This is a genomic window from Terribacillus sp. FSL K6-0262 (assembly GCF_037977385.1).
Taxonomy (GTDB): domain Bacteria; phylum Bacillota; class Bacilli; order Bacillales; family Amphibacillaceae; genus Terribacillus.
This window is the reverse complement of sequence record NZ_CP150277.1, coordinates 872,258-887,779: the sequence shown is the minus strand read 5'-3', so window position 1 is coordinate 887,779 and position 15,522 is coordinate 872,258. Positions and strand designations below refer to the sequence as shown.

Below are 15,522 nucleotides of genomic sequence, written 5' to 3'. Positions count from 1 at the left end.
ATATCTTAATAGTAAGAATCATTCTCCCGCCAATTTGCTTCTTCTTCCTCTGTCATGACATCGTCGGGGTCAATCAATCCAGTCATGTCGAATGTGGCACCATAGTCGTCTGAGACAAGTGTGGCTTTCACATTCCCGCCGTAATAATCGCCGTTTGATCCTTGTCCCATTGTCATGATGAGCTGGTCGCCTTCGAATTCTGCTGATTCCATTACCGTAAAGATCTCATCGTATATGCCGGGCAATTCAACTTCAAATGCTCCCCAATTTGCTCCGCCGTCAGTTGTACGATAGTATTCTGCAGGACCTGTTAAGCCGAAAGTCATGAAGCCTATATCCTTGGAGACGAATGTGCCGCTCTGGACAATCCGTTCGCTGGGTGCACTGCCTGTCAGAGTCCATGTCCTGCCGCCGTCTGCTGTTTGGTAAATTTGGTTGCCTTCCGCCGACATGGTTCTGCCGCCTGACAGAATGACGAAGCCATCCTGTTCACTAGTAAAGCCGATGATACGTAAGCGGACACCTTCGATTGCATCAGGAAGTTCCGCTGTCTCCCAAGTCCTGCCTTGGTCCGTGGATGATAAAACAGCTGTGTGCCCCATGCCGCCGATGATAAAAGCTAGTCTTCCTTCGGATAAGCTATAACTTTGATCGATCAGTTCCGTTTTGGAGCCTTGGTATTCTCCTCTAAAAAGCTCGTCGACTTCCACAGGAACCTGCATCCAATCCTCCCCGCTGTTCGTCGTGACCTGCAATCCTGATTGATTGATTGCATAGGATATAGCTGGAACGCTTCGTGCTTGTGATGGTGGTTCGATCGATACAGGGGCTGTTTCTTCCTGACAGCCGGCCAACAATAATAAACAAAGACAGATACCTGATATGTATCGCATTTTTCGCATCCCTTCTATCATTCTATTTTATGGTATTTGGAAAGGGCAGTACAACCCATTATGTAAAAGAGTGGAAGGGAATGGTCCACTATAGAAAAAGAGGCTGGGACAAAAGTGTTTTAGCCAAATAAAAAACCGAACTATATTGCAAATCTTCATACGAAAATTTGCATAAGTTCGGTTTTTTGATTAGTTATCTATTCCAGCGGAGTGTTCTACCGAAGCGGCGCTCAAGAATAAGATTCGGTTTTAAGCACTGGGGAATTGGTTATGTCCCAGCCCCGATTCCTATAATCTAAATATCCGCAAGGAAGCTTGCAGTTCTTCTGCCAGTGATGACAAGGCGTTCGCAGCTGCGGCGATTTCTTCCATGGAAGCCAATTGCTCTTCGGTGGAATTTGCCATCGTTTCGGAAGCAGATGCGCTTTCTTTGGCGATGGATGATAGTTCATTTGCGCGTGCTGCCACTTCCTGAATGCTCGCAGCTATTTGTTCGGAGATGGCTGCCACGTCTTCCATTTTAGGTGAGATATCATAGACGCTTTGGATGATTTTTTCGAATTTTTCTGTTGTTTCATTGGATGCAGCAATGCCGCTCTCCACACTCTGCGTCGCAGATTCCATCACTTTGACGGATACACGTGTATCTTCCTGGATGGACTGGATAAGTTTTTCGATTTGTGTGGCTGACGCTTGGGATTGTTCGGCTAATTTCCTTACCTCGTTGGCGACAACGGCAAAGCCTTTGCCATGTTCGCCGGCACTAGCGGCTTCGATTGCAGCATTCAATGCCAGAAGATTCGTTTGATCGGCGATGCCGACGATGACATTCACGATACTGCCGATCTCTTTTGAACGCTCTTGCAAAGAATGGATGTTTTTATTCGATTCTTTCACGGATTCGTAAATGGTGTTCATTTGCTGGACGGTTTTGCTGACGGATTCTCCGCCGTCTTTGGCTTGATCAGCTGCCTCAGCAGTGAGATCGGTTACGGATTGCACACTTTCCGCCACTTTATTGATGCCGGCTGCGATTTCGTTCAAGGCTTGGGCGGTATCTTCCACATTTTTCTTTTGTACTTCGGCGCCGTTCGTAATTTCCTGTACCCCTGCAGCTACCTGCTCGGTCGCGGAGGCAGTCTGTTCCGCACTTGCCAATAATTCCTCTGAAGATGCAGCTACATGACCGGATTCATCTTCTACTTTTCTGATTAAATTACCGAGGCTGTCGATCATCTTATTGAAGGCATTGGAAACAAGTCCTAGCTCATCTTTTGATTTTACGTCGACTTTTTCTGTAAGATCTCCTTCACTGACTTTTTCAGCAGTATTTTTCAATATATTCAAAGGTTTGATGATCGAGCGGATGACAGAGAAAATGATCAAAGCCCCGATCAGCAGGGATATGACGATAACAACGATTCCGGTGATAAGGATAGGAGCCGTGGCATCGGCAATCTCGGTCCGTGACATGATCCCGGATACTTTCCAGCCAGTCGTTTCATTCGTCATAAAGACTAATTCGCGCGCCTCGCCATCTTTTTCGTATTCGAATCCGCCTGAAGCGCTCTTATATTGCTTGTCATAATAAGAACCTTCTGCTTTGGTCCCAGACGCTTCATTTGGGTGGATGATGACATTCTGGTTTTTATCCAGCACTACTGCAAACCCATTTTTACCAATATTGATTCCGCTGACAGTCTCCTGCAGCTGTTTCAAATCGACATTCATGGCCACGACACCGGAATTATCCGTTGTGGTCGCTGCAATGGTCACCACTGTGTTCTTTGTCGAGCTGGATTCATAGGGTTCGGTAATGATGACATTCCCCTTATTTTCCATCGCTTCCTTATACCATGGTCGCTCTCTTGGATCGTAGTCATCATCTCTATCGTTATTCGGGGACTGAATCATGAGTCCGTCGGCGGTACCGACATATACACTTTCAAGTTCCGGATGTAATTCGATGAATTGATCCAGCTTGGTTCTTATTTCAGGGCTTTCCATGCCATCATACATCGACTGATTTATATTGGCGGCAAAGAATTGTGTGTCATGTATTTTGGGCTGAATGGTATCATCGATGATTCCATTTAAAATTTTGACGTTTTCACTTGCACTTCCGATAAGCTGATCCGAAAGTTCGTTTTTGGCGCTTATATAAGACAGCGTCCCAACGAGTATACTCGGGATGATGAGTATTGCAATAAAAGCAATGATAAGTTTGTTTTTGATGCTGAGTGTGATGCTCTTCATTATTTGAATTCCTTCTCTCTGTTTGCTTTCCTTTGGCAGCTTAATCCCTCCATTTTAATTTCGGTAATAAGCAGGGAAAGTTTACTTTTTTTAAATAAACTAAGTAAAAGTAGAGTGGATATCTATTGATTTATGGAACATTTATACTGTCCTGCTAAAGAAACAAGCTGATAAATCGGGATTCAAATGCTTAAATAAGCAGTCCTTTTAAAAGCAGGATAGAGTCAGCAGACTGACAATATATGAAAGATGAGCAAAGCATCTTGTAATCCCATTTAAATACCACTATAATTGTTCTTATTATAAAGACAGTTGTCCTGTTAGGGTGGACTGAACTTACTTCTCCCTTGGTACAGCATAAGATAGTGAGGGGATTTTCATGAGAAATGCTTTAAAATTGTGGAATCGGCTAAGCTTGGTGCAGCAAATCATTCTTGGTCTTATTATTGGTGTTATTCTTGGGGTTGCTGTTCCGGATGCTGCACAGCCCGTTACCATTTTAGGTACATTATTCGTAGGTGCTTTAAAAGCGATTGCGCCAGTGCTTGTGCTGTTCTTGGTCATGGCTGCCATCGCCCGGCATCAAAAAGGCAAGCAGACGAACATGAAGTCGGTCGTTGTCCTTTATCTTATCGGGACTTTTGCAGCTGCGGTCGTAGCAGTAGCTGCCAGTTTCATTTTTCCAATCAGCTTGTCACTTGTCGATAGTCCTGAGGATGCGGCGGCACCTCCGGGAGGAATCGGTGAAGTACTGCAGACATTGTTGATGAACATGGTGGATAACCCGGTCAATGCAATCGTGAATGCAAATTATATCGGTATCCTGGCTTGGGCAATCCTATTCGGCTTGGCGCTCCGGAACACCTCCGATACAACCAAGTCTGTCATTTCTAACTGCTCGGATGCCGTGTCCAAGGTGGTTACATGGGTGATCAAGCTTGCGCCGCTTGGAATCATGGGGCTTGTATTCACATCCATATCCGATAATGGTCTATCATCTTTAGCAAGTTACGGAAAACTATTGGCAGTGCTGCTCGGATGTATGTTCTTCGTGGCGCTTGTTGTCAACCCTCTTATTGTCTATGTATTGATCAGGCAGAATCCATATCCGCTTGTGTTCACTTGCTTGAAAGAGAGTGGTGTGACAGCATTCTTCACGCGCAGTTCCGCAGCGAATATACCAGTGAATATGAAGCTTAGCGAAAGGCTTGGTTTAAATAAGGATAGCTACTCCGTATCCATCCCGCTGGGTGCGACAATCAATATGGGCGGAGCGGCAGTTACGATCACCGTACTGACACTCGCTGCTGTCCATACAATGCATATCGAGGTTGACATCATTTCGGCGATTCTGCTCAGTGTTTTGGCGGCAGTCAGTGCATGCGGTGCATCCGGTGTCGCAGGCGGTTCCTTGCTTTTGATCCCGCTCGCAAGCAGCTTGTTCGGTATTCCGGCGGACGTTGCCATGCAAGTGGTTGGAGTAGGATTTATCATAGGGGTCGTGCAAGATTCGGCAGAAACAGCACTTAATTCTTCCACTGATGTGCTGTTCACGGCTGCTGCTGATTTCAAAGAAAGAAGAAAAGCAGGAGAACCAATCAAGATAAATATTAAAAATGAAACAGCTTGAATCTAAAAAACTGCATCTTATAAGATGCAGTTTTTTAGTGTAGGAAGAGGCAGCAATGGTTTTCCTGAAAATAGCAAGGAATTCCGGCTTTTGTATGGAACGCGAAGAGGGTGCATCTTGATTTTTCCTTCTTAAACTACTGTTGAAATGGTATGATTTCTAAGTAATATAATATTTCTTGTAAGAGGAGTCATAACTTGCCAAAACAAAGGAATCACACTAAGAAGATGTACTCGTCACTTGTATGGAAGAATCTATTTTTCGATAGTATCTATACTATTTTGCTGCTATTGTTTTACTGGCTGTCTTGGCGGTTGATAGATACCATTACATATATTGGCCAGCTGCGGGCAAATCTTCCCTTGCTGTCTTTATGCGTCATCGTTATCCTGATACTTCTATGCCGGATCATTTGGATATATCGCAAACAGTTGCAACAGAAATGCTTGTTTGAATCAAATCAATCCATAAAGCTGACGGATGAGCATCTGGTAATTGGCGAAAAGGAATTTCCATTAGCAAATTTGAAGTATATCCGGACGTATAAGAAGGGCTTTGTTTTTCATATGAAGGATAATATGCAGATCCCGGTTTCTCGGAATCTGAATATTTCACCGCTGAAAGAAAAGCCAAAGATACCCGGGCTATGGCTGTTGGCATTAGCTGTGTTTTTACTCATCACGGTAGCAGGGGCCTATAAAGTCTATTACAATGCAACGGATTTCCACGGCGCACTCAGCTGGAGATTGGAACGCATGGCTTCGGAGGAAAAGGCGAAGCTTGGCAGCGATAATTTCTATGAAGTGGGGATTCAAGGTATCATCGACGCTGCAGATGACAAAGTGGGGATGGAGCCTTATTTGATGACGGACAATCTGGAAATAGAATTTGATGAAGATGGAACGATGACAAGTATTTATGCGTTTGTGAACGGATATGACGAGGACAAAGTCCATCGGCATAATTATTTAATCTATAATAATGACGGCGGCGATAGTGTGGTTGTCGACAAACAGGAATGGGATGATGATCAGTATCCATATATACCGGAAAATGACCTGAAGTACGTGCTGGACATGATGCAATATATTCCGGTACAGGAAGTCGTCGAGCGGACAGGCGAGAAACATAACGCAATTATGTATAAAGGGGTGCGAGATTGGGCGCTTCCTGAGAATCTGCAGTATGTGACAAGAGACGGAGAGATTTACCCTCCTTCCGAGGGCTCGGTCAGCGGACCGACAATCTCCTTATATGTACCGGGAAAAGAGGAAGAAATTACGCCTTATAGATATGTGTGGAGCGAATAGCTGCCAATTGACCGAAAGAAGAAGCACATGCTTCTTCTTTTTTATTTCAACGAAAATGATCCACGATATGCTGCATGAATTTCTCCGCAATAGGCGATAAAAACTTCCCTTCCATACTGGCGATCCCAATGGTCCGTTCGCATTTCGGTGAGCTGATTCGCACCTTTGCAATCTTCATTTGATCCAGGCTTTTGACGTCTGGCAGGATGGAGATTCCCATGCCAGCCCCGACGAACCCGGCTATCGTTGTCACTTCTTCCCCTTCAAACATGATATTAGGCTGGATACCGACTTGGTCAAAGATGGAATCGATGGTGACCCGAAGAGCATAGCCTTCCTCCATCAGGATAAAAGGTTCTTCTGCCACTTCTTCCAAGGTGATCGATTCTTGGTTTGCCAATGGATGATTCTTTGGAAAGAACAGATACAATTCTTCTTGCCATAGCGGTGTCCAAGCAAGGTTGGATTCCAATGGGAAGGAAGAGAGCAAGCAAAGATCCAAATCACCTAACTGGAGATTATCCAGCAGCCAGTTGGAGTGGTTTTGCTTTAAATGAAAGCGGACCTGTGGATACTTCTCTTTAAATGCCCCAATGATTTTCGGCACTATCGCCGTACCTAGTGTGTGCAGAAAGCCGAGCGATATTTCTCCTTTATCTGGATCGAGCAGCGATTGGATCTCGTTTTTTCCCTCCTCGAATTCTTTTAAAATGATATCCACACGCTTCAATAATAATTCTCCATACTTATTCAATTTGATTGTCCGGCCTTGGCGATCAAACAGCGGCGTACCGATCTGGCTTTCCAGACGAGCAATCGAGCGCGAGAGGGCTGGCTGGGTAATGGATAAAATTTGAGCGGCCCTTGTAACATGCTGTTCGCGTGCAAGCGTCTGAAAATATTCGAGTTGTTCCCATTCCATGAATCGATCCTCCATTCCTATATTACATATAGTAATTAAAAATATATTTATTATGCATTATACATTATGCAATGAGCGTGATACGATTTTTATGATGCTAGAAATAGGTGTAAGGAGGATTACAATGGATTATAGAATCGAAAGAGATACTTTAGGTGAAGTGAAAGTACCCGCTGATAAATTCTGGGGCGCACAGACACAGCGAAGCAAGGAGAATTTCAAGATAGGTTTGGAAAAAATGCCGGAGCGCGTCGTGAAGGCTTTCGCTATATTGAAGCGCAGTACGGCAGCAGCCAATCAGCGCCTTGGTAATTTGGACAGTGAAAAAGCAGAGGCGATCGCAGCCGTTTGTGATGACATCCTTACTGGCAAATATGATGATAATTTTCCGCTTGTCGTATGGCAGACAGGAAGCGGTACGCAAAGTAATATGAACATGAACGAAGTCGTGGCAAATCTTGCAAATGCTTTTCTGAAGGAAAAAGGTTCTGCGGCCGTGATACATCCAAATGATGATGTCAACCGCAGTCAGAGCTCGAATGATACATTCCCGACAGCCATGCATGTTGCAGGAGTGCTGGCAGTTTATGAACAGCTGCTTCCTGCATTGGATCAGCTGCGTCACACCCTGCATGAAAAAGCGGAGAAGTACAATGGCATCGTGAAGATCGGACGCACACATCTCCAGGATGCGACGCCATTGACGCTGGGCCAGGAGATAAGCGGCTGGGTGCATATGCTGGACCGTTCCAGGGAAATGATCTCGGAAGCTACGGAGAAGCTGCGTGCTTTGGCCATTGGTGGTACTGCGGTGGGCACTGGTATCAATGCACATCCGCAATTTGGTGAAACAGTGGCCGAGGAAATAACCAAGTTCACCGGACAAGCATTCACCAGCTCGCCGAATAAGTTCCATGCCTTGACCAGCCATGATGAAATGGCCTATGCCCATGGGGCATTGAAGGCACTTGCTGCCGACTTGATGAAGATTGCCAATGATGTACGCTGGCTGGCAAGCGGACCGCGCTGTGGTATTGGCGAGATCATCATTCCTGCAAATGAGCCAGGCAGCTCGATCATGCCTGGGAAAGTAAACCCTACTCAATGTGAAGCGGTGACGATGGTGGCAGCCCAAGTCATGGGGAATGATGCAACAATCGGATTTGCTGCAAGCCAGGGTAATTTTGAACTGAATGTATTCAAGCCGGTGATCATTTACAACTTCCTGCAATCCGTGCAACTGCTAAGTGACAGTATGGTGTCCTTCCATGATAATTGTGCAGCGGGAATCGAACCGAATGAAGAAACAATCCAGGATAATGTCGCGAATTCCCTAATGCTGGTGACGGCACTGAATCCGCATATCGGCTACGAAAATGCCGCGAAGATTGCTAAGCTTGCACATAAGGAAGGTTTGACGCTCAAAGAGGCTGCTGTCAAACTCGAATTGCTGACAGAAGCGCAGTTTGATGAGATGGTGAAGCCCGAGGAAATGGTGAAGCCGAATATTTGATCCAAGAAAGAAGCAACCAAGCTTTTAACGTGCTTGGTTGCTTTTTTTATGGGAATGGCGTTAGATTATGCGCAGTCTCCTTTTCAGTTCCTCCCAAGGTCCTGGGCTATAGCTGTTGCCAAGGCGTTGGATGTGCTGCTGTATATGCTCCCATCCTTCCAATTTGAAAGCTGCCATCAAGGCTTGTCTTCACAGCGAATACCCAGTTGACTGGAAAAAGAACTGTGACTGCTCGTAATGATAGGAGATTCGCGAGAAGTCGAATGGCAGGCCATTATTCAAATAGAAAATCGTCTCGACAAACAGTTTCGGATCTCCTTTTTGCAGCCCAAGATGCTGTGCCTCTTCTTCCTTCAGTTTTTGGATGTGCAAATACAAATCGGAAAAACCGATTTTAGCCCCCAAGGCATTGCTGATGTAGTCGAAGATGGAGCCGGAGGCAATTTCGTTATTGAGATAGGTGACAATCTGCTTATTATAATAGGATTCTTCGAGACAAAGTGTCTGGCCATTGATATAGCGGATCCGTTTTACATAATAAACGTCATCTTTCGGATCGATTTTCAGGTTGAAGGCGACTTCTTCCGTCGGTTTACGGATGTCGAGTTCCAATACTTTCGCAGTGATATCGAATTCACTCAGTTCATCACTGAAGCCATGATTGGAGAAACTTATGTAGCCTTTTCGGCTGCGGCGGCGCACAAAAATGCCGCTGCCGCGGACTTGGTAGACAAGTCCCTTTCGTTCAAGCAGGCTGAGTGCCTTGATGACAGTGCTTTTACTCGTTTTGTATTGCGACATGAACGTTTCGAGTACAGGCAGCTTGGTGCCCTGCGGCAGATCGTTCTTTTCGATATCTTGTTGGATTTCATTTGCGATTTGCTGATATTTAAGCATGGAAACAGTCCTTATTTGATAAGATAGGGAGATTTTAGCACAGTGGGGCTTCAACGAAAACCCTACATTTTCATCATACTCTGTTAATTTTATTAGTTTGGACTTGATAAATTATACCGGTATAATTATAATGTAAGCGTATACTAAATGAAAAAGAGGTGTTTCAAGTGGCTGAAAAAGTGAGGGATTATCCAAAGCTTGCCGGGGATATTTTGGCAGCTGTCGGCGGGGAAGGGAATATCGTGAACGCTACCCGTTGTGCGACACGATTGCGCATCGTGCTGAAACGCTCCAAGCCTTCTGCTAAACAAGAGGTAAGCAGCCTGCCGGGTGTCATAACAGTAGTGGAAAACAGCGGTCAGTTCCAGGTTGTCATCGGGCAGCATGTTGGCGAGGTATATGATGAATTTGCCAAGCTTGTGAATCTGGATACATCCGAAAATGATGAAAATAAGCCCAAAGGTTCGATCCTGAATAGGATCATTGCCACCATGTCGGCTGTATTTGCCCCATTTGTTTATATACTGGCCGCAGCTGGTATATTGCAAGGTGCTCTTATCTTGCTGAAATTGGCGTTTCCGAATTTTGAAGAAACAAGCACTTTTGGAGTTTTGGATTTCATATCCTGGGCGCCATTTACGTTTCTGCCTATCTTCATAGCAATTACGGCATCCAAGCATTTCAAGACAAATACGTATATTGCTGTCGCTGCAGTTGCGGCACTGGTAAGTCCGGAATGGACAGCCATGGCTGATAGCATTGCAAACGGAGACAGTGCGAATTTCTTAGGCTTGCCGCTTACAGAGACAACATATACATCGTCTGTCTTGCCGCCGCTATTCCTTGTTTGGATTCTTTCTTACTTGGAACGCTTCTTGAACAAATCCATAAATGAAGTTGTGCGTCCGATCATTGTCCCATTGATAAGTATCTTGGTCATGGTTCCGCTGACATTGGTGGTGATCGGACCGATCACGACATTAGGTGCAAATGGAATTGCAAGCGGATACAATTTCTTGGCAGAGTATGTTCCTTGGCTTGCCGGAGCAATCATCGGTGCCTTTTGGCAGGTCATCGTAATCTTCGGTGTACACTGGGGGATCACACCGCTGGCATTGGCCAACTATGACCTGTACGGTCGCGATTCATTCCAAGCATATCAAACGATTGCCGTCATAGCTCAAGTTGGGGCCGTCATCGGTGTCATCTTGAAAGCGAAGAGCAAAGAAGTAAAAAGAATCGGTATTTCTGCCGGGACGACTGGTATGTTCGGCATCACGGAGCCTGCGATTTACGGAGTGACCCTGCGATTCAAGAAGCCGTTCATCTTCGGCTGTATCTCGGGTGCTGTGGGTGCCATTGTTGCAAGCTTCTTCCACCCATACTATTTCGCATATGCAGGCTTGCCAGGTCCATTGACGATCGTCAATGGTATCAATGAAGATTTCCCGATGAGTATCTGGGGTATTCTGATCGGGGTTGTCATTGCCATTGTCTTGCCGATCATCCTGATCCAAATTTTCGGTTTCGGCGAAGATACTGCTGAACAAGCAGACAGCAGTGCGGAAGCAGGTCAGGGAGTTGCTGAAGCAGAAGCTTCTGCAGCAGCAAACAATGAAGAAGTGATCCATGCGCCGCTGACAGGTAAGTTGCTTGCATTGGAAGAAGTGTCGGATGAAGTATTCCGTTCAGGTGCTATGGGGAAGGGCTTGGCAATTGCGCCAACCGATAATAAGGTGTATGCGCCATTTGACGGAAATATTGTCATGCTCGCCCCGACAAAGCATGCCATCGGATTACGCTCCAAGGCCGGGGCGGAAGTATTGATCCATGTAGGGCTTGATACAGTGAAGCTTAATGGGGAGCCATTCACCCTGCATGTGAAGGAGGGCGACAGCGTGAAACAAGGGGATGTGCTTAGCGAGTTTGACGCTGGTGCAATTGAAGCTGCTGGTGTACAGACGATCACGCCGATCATTGTGACCAATCCGGCAAATTATACAGAAATCATCATCGATGAAACAGAGACAGCGACACAAGGCGATGACTTGCTGACGATCGTGAAATAGGAGGAGATAGGGATGACGACATTACCGAAGGATTTCTTATGGGGCGGCGCACTTGCTGCCCACCAATTTGAGGGCGGCTGGAACCAGGATGGCAAAGGGCCGAGCGTCATTGATGTTCTGACGGCTGGAGCGCATGGTGTGCCGCGTGAATTAACGGAAACGGTCGAACCGGATAAATTTTATCCCAACCATGAAGCAATCGATTTCTATAATCGTTATAAGGAGGATGTGGCGCTGTTTGCGGAGATGGGTCTCAAATGCTTGCGCACGTCCATCGGCTGGACCCGTATTTTCCCGAAAGGCGATGAAGCAGAGCCGAACGAAGCGGGGCTGAAGTTTTATGATGATCTTTTCGATGAATTGTTGAAGCATGGCATCGAGCCGGTCATCACTTTGTCCCACTTTGAAATGCCGCTGCATTTGGCACGCGAATACGGCGGTTTCCGCAGCCGGGAAGCAGTTCATCATTTTGTCCGATTCGCCGAAGTCTGCTTCAATCGATATAAAGACAAGGTCAAATACTGGATGACGTTCAACGAAATCAATAACAAGATGGATACCGATAATCCGTTATTCCTTTGGACGAATTCCGGGGTGACAGTCAACGATGGCGAGAATGCACGCGAAGTGATGTATCAGGCCGGTCATCATGAACTGCTTGCCAGTGCACTGGCTGTAACGAAAGGTAAGGAAATCAATCCAGAATTCCAAATTGGTGCCATGGTATCCCATGTCCCCATTTATCCGTATTCCTCCAATCCTGCAGATGTGATGCTTGCAGAAGAGCTGATGCGGGAACGCTACTTCTTCCCGGATGTACAGGTACGCGGCTATTATCCTGCCTATGTATGGAAGGAATTCGAAAGAGAAGGGTATAACATTGTATTTGAGGATGGGGATGAAGAAATCCTTCGCAATGGAACCGTCGATTATCTTGGTTTCAGCTATTACATGAGCACAACCGTCAAAAGTGATAAACAAGTCGAGCATAATACCAATATCACCAACGGCGGGTTGGCATATAGTGTGGAGAACCCATATATCAAAGCGAGCGATTGGGGCTGGTCGATCGATCCGACCGGTTTGCGCTATACATTGAACCGCTTCTATGATCGCTATCAGATCCCGCTGTTCATCGTCGAAAACGGCTTCGGCGCAGTCGATACCGTCGAAGCAGATGGTTCCATCCATGATCCGCAGCGCATCGATTATCTGCGCTCCCATATCGAGGAACTCAAAAAAGCTGTAGCCTATGATGGCGTCGACCTGCTTGGCTACACCCCTTGGGGGATCATCGATATAGTATCCTTCACTACCGGCGAAATGAAGAAACGCTATGGCATGATTTATGTCGATCGAGATAATGAAGGAAATGGCTCGATGAAACGATCGAAAAAGGATTCGTTTGATTGGTATAAGCAAGTGATTGCATCGAATGGGGAAGAGCTGTAAAAAATAAATAGACCTCTGGAGGTGGAGATACCTTCCCGGAGGTCTATTTTCATTACTGCATGAGGGACTTTGAAAATGAAGTCCCATAAGCTGAAGACGGATTTTTTGCTATTTATTGTTTGATTTAGGTTTACCTTTTTCCTTCTTCCAATCCTCGTTCATGGCCTTCAAGAGTGACCAAACCATGAACAGGAGGATGAAGGCGAAAGGAAACGCAGCAACAATGGATGCTGTCTGCAGTGCGTTAAGCCCGCCGGTTGCCAGCAATACAGAAGCAATTGCTGCTTGGATGATTCCCCAGGTCAACTTGATTTTATTTGATGGATTGAGACTTCCTCCAGCAGTTTGCATACCCAGTACGAATGTCGCGGAGTCGGCAGATGTAATGAAGAACGTGCCGATCAGGAACAAGGCAACGACGGAGAGCAGGGTGGACATCGGCAATCCTTCGAATACACCAAATAATGATTGTTCCTGTGCAAGATCAGTAAGGCCTGTATTGATTCCATGAATTTCTTGGAACAAACCAGTACCGCCAAAGACTACAAACCAAAACGCGCAGAAGATGGACGGAATGAACAAGACACCTATTACAAATTCACGGATCGTCCGTCCTTTGGATACACGCGCAATGAACGTACCTACGAAAGGTGACCATGCAATGAACCATGCCCAATAGAATATGGTCCAGCTTTGGACCCAGCCATTGAAATCATCATTAAATGAGCCTGTCTGGAAACTAAGTGAAGGCAGGGATTGCACGTACGATCCCATTGTCGAGATGAACGTGTTAAGGATGAACTGCGTTGGTCCAAGGAATAAAGTCAGCAAAAGCAATAATACTGCCAATATGATATTAGCGTTGCTCAGCCATTTGATTCCTTTGCCAAGGCCGGACCAAGCAGATGCCATAAATAGAATGGTGACAATGATGATAATGATGAACTGCGTGCTGAAATTATTCTTTATATCGGAGATGAATGACAATCCACCGGCGATTTGGGAAGCACCCAATCCGAGCGATGTAGCCACACCGAAGATGGTGGCGAATACAGCAATGATATCAATCAGTTTACCGATCCACCCATTTGTTCTGTCCCCGATCAATGGCTGGAAAGTGGAGCTGATAAGTCCAGGGGCCCCTTTGCGGAACTTGAAGTAAGCGATGGCCAAACCAATGACGGTGTATACGCCCCAAGTCTGCAATCCCCAGTGGAATACAGAATACCGCAGTGCATTCTTAGCCGCTTCGATACTCTCCGGGTCTGCATTGGGCGGTGCGGCATAGTGGGCCAGCGGCTCGGCAGTACCCCAGAAAACGAGTCCGATACCCATTCCGGCACTGAATAGCATGGCAAACCATGTAATGCGTTTAAATTCGGGTTTATCCCCTTCTTTTCCCAATCTCAAAGAACCAAAACGACTGAAAATCAAATATATGGAAAAGATCAGGAAGATAGCTACTGAAAGAATATAGAACCAACCAAACTTCGAGGTCAAAAAGGATTGTGTCTCGGTAGTGATATAATCCATATTTTCTGGTGCTAATACACCCCATAGAACAAAAATAGCGCAAATGATTAATGATATCCAAAAAACATTGCCTACTTTATTCATAAAATTTATTCCCCTTTCAAAATTTCCGCTGACAACTGCTGCATAGCTTGTGGATTTATATGAGTGATGCTAATCATATCTTTTTAAAACACTTGCAATATAAAATACAGAAGCTTAACGGAACTATATAGAACGACCTTTCTATATTTAACATAAGATTCTCTTCCAATCAACCGATTGAGCTTATCCATATCACATAAGACCTTTAATAAATTATTTTTTGCTATATAATAAATGAGCCAGAAAGCCCGGTATTATCACTTGTCATCCTGTGAATTCGAATAGCGATGATGAGAGTGAAGAAATTTTAGGAAAGATAGAAGAAAATTGTTTGACTTGTAATTACCGTAGGTTGTAATTTGTATTTTAGGTCTATCTAATTAAAGGAGCAGTTGATCAAATGAGTCGATCTACAAAAAAAGATATGTTACTACAAGTGGCAGAACGATTGTTTTATGAACATGGATTTCGCGGTGTAGGCCTTAAGCAAATCATCAGGGAGGCAAATGTCGCTACAATGACGCTGTATAACCATTTTCCTTCCAAAAATAAATTGGTGGAAGAAGTACTCAAGAGAAGGGAAGAACGCTATTGGTCTTATCTGGATTCTTATATAGAAAGAGGTTCGAGTTCTCCTTTTATTCTTGCTGTGGAAGCGCACTGCCGCTGGCTGAAGGAACATTCCTATAAAGGGGATATGTTTTTGAGAGCGATAGAAGATTATACAGGTATAGACAAAGAAATCGAAAACATCGCCAGGGAGCATAAAACAAAGTTGCTGCAATATTTTCAGCAGCTGGCACAGGAAAATTGGGATAATAACCCACAGGACCTGGCCAACCAGCTGACGCTGCTTCTTGAAGGGACAACTTCTATGACTACCTTGATTGGTGCAGATAAAGCAGCAGAGTATTCCATTGCGATGGCAAAGATACTATTTCAGCATACATCGTGATATTTTCA

General features: G+C 45.2%; 11 protein-coding genes. 6 read left to right on the top strand and 5 right to left on the bottom strand.

What is annotated here, in order from left to right:
- Nucleotides 1–5: 5 nt before the first annotated feature.
- Both MHI54_RS04575 and MHI54_RS04570 read right to left on the bottom strand, forming a co-directional pair.
- Nucleotides 6–893 carry a hypothetical protein gene (locus MHI54_RS04575; RefSeq protein WP_340082407.1) on the bottom strand — a complete coding sequence of 296 codons (888 nt, stop codon included), beginning with the start codon at nt 891–893 and terminating at the stop codon, nt 6–8.
- A 288-nt stretch (nt 894–1,181) separates the two neighbouring features.
- Nucleotides 1,182–3,149 (bottom strand): methyl-accepting chemotaxis protein, encoded by a 1,968-nt coding sequence (locus MHI54_RS04570; protein ID WP_340082406.1) that lies wholly within the window; start codon nt 3,147–3,149, stop codon nt 1,182–1,184.
- 379 nt (nt 3,150–3,528) lie between these two features.
- Between MHI54_RS04570 and sstT the strand changes: the two genes are divergently transcribed.
- Both sstT and MHI54_RS04560 read left to right on the top strand, forming a co-directional pair.
- Nucleotides 3,529–4,779: a serine/threonine transporter SstT gene (gene sstT / locus MHI54_RS04565; RefSeq protein WP_340082404.1), complete on the top strand. Its 1,251-nt coding sequence runs from the start codon at nt 3,529–3,531 to the stop codon at nt 4,777–4,779.
- Between the two features lie 197 nt (nt 4,780–4,976).
- Complete coding sequence (locus tag MHI54_RS04560) at nt 4,977–6,089, top strand: hypothetical protein (RefSeq protein ID WP_143594464.1); 1,113 nt, start codon at nt 4,977–4,979, stop codon at nt 6,087–6,089.
- A 46-nt stretch (nt 6,090–6,135) separates the two neighbouring features.
- Here the strand turns inward: MHI54_RS04560 and MHI54_RS04555 are convergent, their stop codons facing one another.
- Nucleotides 6,136–7,011, bottom strand: a complete 876-nt coding sequence (locus tag MHI54_RS04555; RefSeq protein ID WP_340082400.1) for a LysR family transcriptional regulator — start codon at nt 7,009–7,011, stop codon at nt 6,136–6,138.
- Between the two features lie 124 nt (nt 7,012–7,135).
- Between MHI54_RS04555 and fumC the strand changes: the two genes are divergently transcribed.
- Nucleotides 7,136–8,524, top strand: a complete 1,389-nt coding sequence (fumC, locus tag MHI54_RS04550) for a class II fumarate hydratase (RefSeq protein WP_340082398.1) — start codon at nt 7,136–7,138, stop codon at nt 8,522–8,524.
- Between the two features lie 189 nt (nt 8,525–8,713).
- Here the strand turns inward: fumC and MHI54_RS04545 are convergent, their stop codons facing one another.
- The gene (locus MHI54_RS04545; protein WP_340082396.1) at nt 8,714–9,421 is read right to left on the bottom strand and encodes a GntR family transcriptional regulator; all 708 of its coding nucleotides are present in this window, start codon (nt 9,419–9,421) and stop codon (nt 8,714–8,716) included.
- Nucleotides 9,422–9,588: 167 nt separating this feature from the next.
- On the opposite strand from MHI54_RS04545, the gene MHI54_RS04540 reads away from it, so the two are divergent.
- The gene (locus MHI54_RS04540) at nt 9,589–11,490 is read left to right on the top strand and encodes a beta-glucoside-specific PTS transporter subunit IIABC (protein WP_340082395.1); all 1,902 of its coding nucleotides are present in this window, start codon (nt 9,589–9,591) and stop codon (nt 11,488–11,490) included.
- A gap of 12 nt (nt 11,491–11,502) precedes the next feature.
- Nucleotides 11,503–12,942, top strand: a complete 1,440-nt coding sequence (gene bglA / locus MHI54_RS04535; RefSeq protein ID WP_340082394.1) for a 6-phospho-beta-glucosidase BglA — start codon at nt 11,503–11,505, stop codon at nt 12,940–12,942.
- A 108-nt stretch (nt 12,943–13,050) separates the two neighbouring features.
- Here bglA and MHI54_RS04530 read toward each other — a convergent pair whose 3' ends face one another.
- Nucleotides 13,051–14,559 carry a BCCT family transporter gene (locus MHI54_RS04530; RefSeq protein ID WP_095214958.1) on the bottom strand — a complete coding sequence of 503 codons (1,509 nt, stop codon included), beginning with the start codon at nt 14,557–14,559 and terminating at the stop codon, nt 13,051–13,053.
- Between the two features lie 400 nt (nt 14,560–14,959).
- On the opposite strand from MHI54_RS04530, the gene MHI54_RS04525 reads away from it, so the two are divergent.
- Nucleotides 14,960–15,514, top strand: coding sequence for a TetR/AcrR family transcriptional regulator (locus MHI54_RS04525; RefSeq protein ID WP_095214957.1), 555 nt, complete (start codon nt 14,960–14,962; stop codon nt 15,512–15,514).
- Nucleotides 15,515–15,522 lie beyond the last annotated feature (8 nt).

Bases quoted from the DNA above. Each gene is read 5' to 3' on its own strand.
- MHI54_RS04575 (WP_340082407.1), bottom strand. From the start codon at position 893: ATGCGATACATATCAGGTATCTGTCTTTGTTTATTATTGTTGGCCGGC.
- MHI54_RS04570 (WP_340082406.1), bottom strand. From the start codon at position 3,149: ATGAAGAGCATCACACTCAGCATCAAAAACAAACTTATCATTGCTTTT.
- sstT (WP_340082404.1), top strand. From the start codon at position 3,529: ATGAGAAATGCTTTAAAATTGTGGAATCGGCTAAGCTTGGTGCAGCAA.
- MHI54_RS04555 (WP_340082400.1), bottom strand. From the start codon at position 7,011: ATGGAATGGGAACAACTCGAATATTTTCAGACGCTTGCACGCGAACAG.
- fumC (WP_340082398.1), top strand. From the start codon at position 7,136: ATGGATTATAGAATCGAAAGAGATACTTTAGGTGAAGTGAAAGTACCC.
- MHI54_RS04545 (WP_340082396.1), bottom strand. From the start codon at position 9,421: ATGCTTAAATATCAGCAAATCGCAAATGAAATCCAACAAGATATCGAA.
- bglA (WP_340082394.1), top strand. From the start codon at position 11,503: ATGACGACATTACCGAAGGATTTCTTATGGGGCGGCGCACTTGCTGCC.
- MHI54_RS04530 (WP_095214958.1), bottom strand. From the start codon at position 14,559: ATGAATAAAGTAGGCAATGTTTTTTGGATATCATTAATCATTTGCGCT.
- MHI54_RS04525 (WP_095214957.1), top strand. From the start codon at position 14,960: ATGAGTCGATCTACAAAAAAAGATATGTTACTACAAGTGGCAGAACGA.